The organism is Streptomyces sp. NPDC058469, assembly GCF_042721125.1.
Lineage (GTDB): Bacteria > Actinomycetota > Actinomycetes > Streptomycetales > Streptomycetaceae > Streptomyces.
Map to the genome: position 1 here is coordinate 1 of NZ_JBHXME010000305.1, position 5435 is coordinate 5435.

Here is a 5435-nt window from a genome sequence, read left to right on the forward strand (position 1 = left end):
TTCTCAGCCTCTCCGGCGTTTGAGGCGCGGGGTCTGGGGCGGAGCCCCAGAAGGATGGGACGGGTAGGGGCGGCGGGGGCGAAAAACTCCCCTACAGCCCGTAGCGCTCCCGCGCCTCCTTGACCGCCGTAGCCTTCACTTCCCCACGCCGCGCCAACTGCGCCAGCGCCGCCACGACGATCGACTCCGCGTCGACACCGAAGTAACGCCGGGCAGCGTCACGCGTGTCGGACAGACCGAAGCCATCCGCACCCAGCGACGAGTAGTCCTGCTCGACCCACTGCGCGATCTGGTCGGGAACCTGCCGCATGTAGTCGGAGACCGCGAGGACAGGCCCCTCGGCACCCTGCAGCGCCTGCCGGACATACGGCACCCGCTCCTCACCCCGGAGCAGCGCCGCATCCGCGTCCAGCGCATCCCGCCGCAGCTCGGTCCAGGACGTCGCCGACCACACGTCGGCAGCGACACCCCACTCCTCGGCGAGCAACCGCTGCGCCTTCAGCGCCCAGTGGATCGCCGTACCGGAACCGAGCAGCTGGATACGAGCCGCGTTGGCGGCAGGCGAAAGTCCCGCCGATTCCGCCGTGTTGAAGCGGTACAGGCCCTTGACGATGCCCTCGTCGATACCGAGACCGGCCGGCTTGGCGGGCTGGGGGATCGGCTCGTTGTAGACCGTCAGGTAGTAGAAGACGTTCGAGTCCTCGCCCGGGGCCGCCTCGCCGTACATACGGCGGATGCCGTCCTTCACGATCGCGGCGACCTCGTACGCGAACGCAGGGTCGTACGACAGCGCGGCCGGGTTCGTCGCGGCGATCACCGGCGAGTGACCGTCGGCGTGCTGGAGGCCCTCGCCCGTCAGCGTCGTACGACCGGCCGTCGCGCCGACCAGGAAGCCGCGGCCGAGCTGGTCGCCGAGCTGCCACATCTGGTCGGCCGTGCGCTGCCAGCCGAACATCGAGTAGAAGATGTAGAACGGGATCATCGCCTCGCCGTGCGTCGCGTACGACGTCGACGCGGCGATGAAGTCCGCCATGGAGCCCGCCTCGGTGATCCCCTCGTTCAGGATCTGACCGTTCTTGGCTTCCTTGTAGTACATGAGCTGGTCGCGGTCGACGGGCTCGTACGTCTGGCCCTTGGGGGAGTAGATCCCGAGCGACGGGAACAGCGACTCCATGCCGAACGTGCGCGCCTCGTCGGGGACGATCGGCACCCAGCGCTTGCCGGTCTCCTTGTCGCGGACCAGGTCCTTGACGAGCCGTACGAAGGCCATCGTCGTCGCCACGTTCTGCGTGCCGGAGCCCTTGTCGAAGGACGCGAACGCCTTCTCCGAGGCGGACGGCAGCGGAGCGAGCGCGTGCGTACGACGAGCGGGGGCCGGGCCGCCGAGCGCCGCGCGGCGCTCCTGGAGGTAACGGACCTCGGGGGAGCCGGCGCCGGGGTGGCCGTAGGGCACGACCCCGTCGACGAAGTCGCTGTCCTTGATGGGGAGTTCGAGCAGGTCACGCATCTGCTTGAACTCGTCCGTCGACAGCTTCTTCATCTGGTGGTTGGCGTTCTTCGACGCGAAGCCCTCGCCGAGCGTGTGGCCCTTGACCGTCTGCGCCAGGATGACCGTCGGGCCGCCCTTGTGCTCTACGGCCGCCTTGTACGCGGCGTAGACCTTGTTCGCCTCGTGACCGCCGCGCGAGAGGTGGAAACACTCAAGGATCTTGTCGTCGCTCAGCAGCTTCGCCAGCTCGACGAGCGCCGGGTCCTTGCCGAAGAAGTCCTCGCGGATGTAGGCGGCGCCACGCGTCTGGTACGTCTGCACCTGGGCGTCGGGTACCTCGCGCAGGCGTCGTACGAGCGCGCCCGTGGTGTCGAGCTGGAGCAGCTCGTCCCAGGCGTTGCCCCACAGCGACTTGATGACGTTCCATCCGGCGCCGCGGAACTGGGCCTCCAGCTCCTGCACGATCTTGAAGTTCGCGCGGACCGGGCCGTCGAGGCGCTGCAGGTTGCAGTTGATGACGAAGGTCAGGTTGTCCAGACCCTCGCGGCTCGCGAGTGCGAGGGCGGCCGTCGACTCGGGCTCGTCCATCTCGCCGTCGCCGAGGAAGGCCCAGACGTGCGACTCGGAGACGTCCTTGATGCCGCGCGCCGTCAGGTAGCGGTTGAAGCGCGCCTGGTAGATCGCCGACAGCGGGCCGAGGCCCATGGAGACGGTCGGGAACTCCCAGAGCCAGGGCAGGCGGCGGGGGTGCGGGTACGACGGGAGGCCGTTGCCGCCCGCCTCCTGGCGGAAGTTGTCGAGGTGCGCCTCGGTGAGGCGGCCGTCGAGGAAGGCGCGGGCGTAGATGCCGGGGGAGGCGTGGCCCTGGATGTACAGCTGGTCGCCGGAGCCGTCCGCCTCCTTGCCCTTGAAGAAGTGGTTGAAGCCGGTCTCGTACAGCCAGGCCGCGGACGCGAAGGTCGCGATGTGGCCGCCGACGCCGTGTTTCGCGCCGCGGGTCACCATCGCCGCCGCGTTCCAGCGGTTCCACGCGGTGATCCGGCGCTCCAACGCCTCGTCGCCGGGCGCGGACGGCTCGGCGGCGGTCGGGATGGTGTTGACGTAGTCCGTCTCAAGCAGCTTGGGCAGCGCGACGCCGTTGCCCTCCGCGCGCTCCAGCGTGCGGCGCATCAGGTATGCGGCACGGTGCGGGCCGGCAGCCTTCGCGACGGCGTCCAGGGAGGCCTGCCATTCGGCGGTCTCCTCGGGGTCGCGGTCCGGGAGCTGGTCGAGCTCGCTCGGCTGGATGGCGTAGGGGTCGGTCATAACGCCGCCTTCCTCGGTCGAAGGGGGGTTCCCTCATCGGCAAGGGGATTTCGGGGGTGCCCTTGGTCTTTGGCAGGACAGGGCGGCGGGCCCTTGTAGGAGCCCGTCGGTGACTGTAACTCCCTGATCGATGATCGATCAAAGGTTCCCGGGCAAAATATCTTGATTACGGGAAAGTCGGCACGGGGTGTCTCCGACGGCGGCACCGGGTGTCGTAGTCGCCCGGGGTTTTCGCAGGTCGGCGGGGCTTTTGAGCGGGGGAGCGCTCCTGTGTTCGGGCGTCTCCGGGGCGGGGCGCGGCACCGCCGAAAACCGTTGTCCTGAACCGCCGTCCTGGCTGAGCGCCGTCGCGACGGAGAGGGAACTCTCAAGCTCTCGCGGCGGAGAGGCAACTCTCAGGCGCGCGGCGCGCAGCCCAGCACATGTGCCTTCACCAGCTCCGCGATCCGCGGATCCCGGCGCCGGAACGCGGCCACCAACTCCTCGTGCTCCTCCGCGTACGACTGCTGGACCGTCCCCAGCCAGCGGATCGACAGCGCGGTGAACACCTCGATGCCGAGGCCTTCCCAGGTGTGCAGCAGCACTGAGTTGCCTGCGGCCCGGACCAGCTCGCGGTGGAAACCCACGGTGTGCCGCACCTGCCCGGTCCCGTCCGCGTTCCGGTCGGCCTCGTACAGCGCGGCCACATGCGGCTCCAGGGCGGAGCAGTCCTCGGCCAGCTTCCCGGCCGCCAGCTCCGCCGCGATGGCCTCCAGACCGGCCCGCACCGGGTAGCTCTCCTCCAGGTCGGCCGCGGTCAGATTCCGTACGCGTACGCCCTTGTTCGGCGCGGACTCGATCAGCCGCAGCGACTCCAGCTCGCGCAACGCCTCCCGCACCGGCGTCTGGCTGACCTCCAGCTCCGTCGCGATCCGCCGCTCCACGATCCGCTCGCCCGGTTTCCAGCGGCCGCTCACGATCCCCTCCACGATGTGCTCGCGGATCTGTTCGCGCAGCGAGTGGACGACGGGCGCGGTCATGAGAGCTCCTTAAGGGCGTTTGACGTTTAGACAATAAGGCCGCACGCCCGCTCGGGAAGGGCGCACGGGGGCGCTTTCATGCAGGTGAGACGAGACTTACACGCTGGTGGGGCGGTCGGCGCGGTCCGCCCTCGGCACGTTGGGGGATGCGGTGAGCAGCGGGAGTTCGGGGCGCGGGGTCGGACTCGTGGCCATGGCGGTGTCGGCCATGGGGGGCGACCGGGCGTCGGCCGACGTCCATCGCGGCGGACGCCCTGTCGGGCGCCGCGCTGCTGCGGAACATGGCCGGCGCTGTGGCCCCGGCGGCTCCCGCGTCTTCGTGAGACCGGGCGGCGCCCAGGAGTTCGGCCATGTCGACCGGGCCGGCTGAGCACCCCGCCCGGCGGCGACACCGGCGCCCGGCACTCGACGGGATCGTACGCCGGGATGCCGAGCGGCATACGACGTGCCGCGCGCCGTGGGAAACGTACGGCGCCCCCGCCCGGAGGGTCTCCGGAACGGGGGCACCGTACAAACAACAGGCCGACTGGCTGACTACAGGCCGAGCTCGACCTCGAACTCGCCCGCCTCCAGGATCGCCTTGACCGCCGTCAGGTAGCGGGCGGCGTCCGCGCCGTCCACCAGGCGGTGGTCGTAGGAGAGGGTCAGGTACGTCATGTCGCGGACGCCGATGACCGTGCCCTCCTCGGTCTCGATGACCGCCGGGCGCTTGACCGTGGCACCGATGCCGAGGATCGCGACCTGGTTCGGGGGCACGATGATCGTGTCGAAGAGCGCGCCGCGCGAACCGGTGTTGGAGATGGTGAAGGTCGCGCCGGACAGCTCGTCCGGGGTGATCTTGTTCGCCCGGACCTTGCCCGCGAGCTCGGCGGTGGCCTTGGCGATACCGGCGATGTTCAGGTCGCCCGCGTGCTTGATGACCGGGGTCATCAGGCCCTTCTCGGAGTCCACCGCGATACCGACGTTCTCGGTGTCGAAGTAGGTGATCGTGCCCTCTTCGACGTTGATCCGGGCGTTGATGGCCGGGTGGGCCTTCAGCGCCTGGGCCGCCGCCTTCACGAAGAACGGCATCGGGGAGAGCTTGACGCCCTCGCGCGCGGCGAAGGAGTCCTTCGCTTGGCCGCGCAGCCGCATCAGCCGCGTGACGTCGACCTCGACGACCGAGGACAGCTGCGCCTGCTCGTGCAGCGCCTTGACCATGTTGTCGCCGATGACCTTGCGGATGCGGGGCATCTTGACGGTCTGGCCACGGAGGGGAGAGGCCTCCAGGGTCGGCGTCTTCTTCGCCGCGGCGGCCGGAGCTGCGGCAGCGGCCGGAGCCGGAGCGGCGGCGGCCTTCTTCGCGGCCTCGGCGGCGGCGATGACGTCCTGCTTGCGGATACGGCCGCCGACGCCGGTGCCCTTGACGGTGGACAGGTCCACGCCGTTCTCGGAGGCGAGCTTGCGCACCAGCGGGGTGACGTAGGCGCCGTCGTCCGTCGCCTGTGCGGCGGGCGCCTGCCCGATCAGCTCCGTGATGGCGGCGGCCACATCGGCACCCCCGGCCACCGCGAGGCTGCCACCCTCACAGAAGTCGTTCTGCACGTCTACGACGATCAAGGCGCGGCGCATGGTCGGTGTCC

At 69.9% G+C, this 5435-nt stretch carries 3 protein-coding genes; all 3 read right to left on the bottom strand.

The genetic code is table 11. From position 1 onward, the window contains the following. Window positions 1–91: 91 nt before the first annotated feature. Window positions 92–2794, bottom strand: coding sequence for a pyruvate dehydrogenase (acetyl-transferring), homodimeric type (gene aceE / locus ACFWP5_RS51665; protein WP_384174166.1), 2703 nt, complete (start codon window positions 2792–2794; stop codon window positions 92–94). A 395-nt stretch (window positions 2795–3189) separates the two neighbouring features. Next, the gene (locus ACFWP5_RS51670) at window positions 3190–3813 is read right to left on the bottom strand and encodes a GntR family transcriptional regulator (protein WP_384174169.1); all 624 of its coding nucleotides are present in this window, start codon (window positions 3811–3813) and stop codon (window positions 3190–3192) included. 534 nt (window positions 3814–4347) lie between these two features. Next, on the bottom strand, window positions 4348–5435 hold a 1088-nt coding region (gene sucB, locus ACFWP5_RS51675; protein WP_384174172.1), incomplete at its 5' end, for a 2-oxoglutarate dehydrogenase, E2 component, dihydrolipoamide succinyltransferase.

What these genes read in the sequence shown, in the direction of transcription:
- aceE (WP_384174166.1), bottom strand. Translation starts at nt 2,794, where the DNA reads ATGACCGACCCCTACGCCATCCAGCCGAGCGAGCTCGACCAGCTCCCG.
- ACFWP5_RS51670 (WP_384174169.1), bottom strand. Translation starts at nt 3,813, where the DNA reads ATGACCGCGCCCGTCGTCCACTCGCTGCGCGAACAGATCCGCGAGCAC.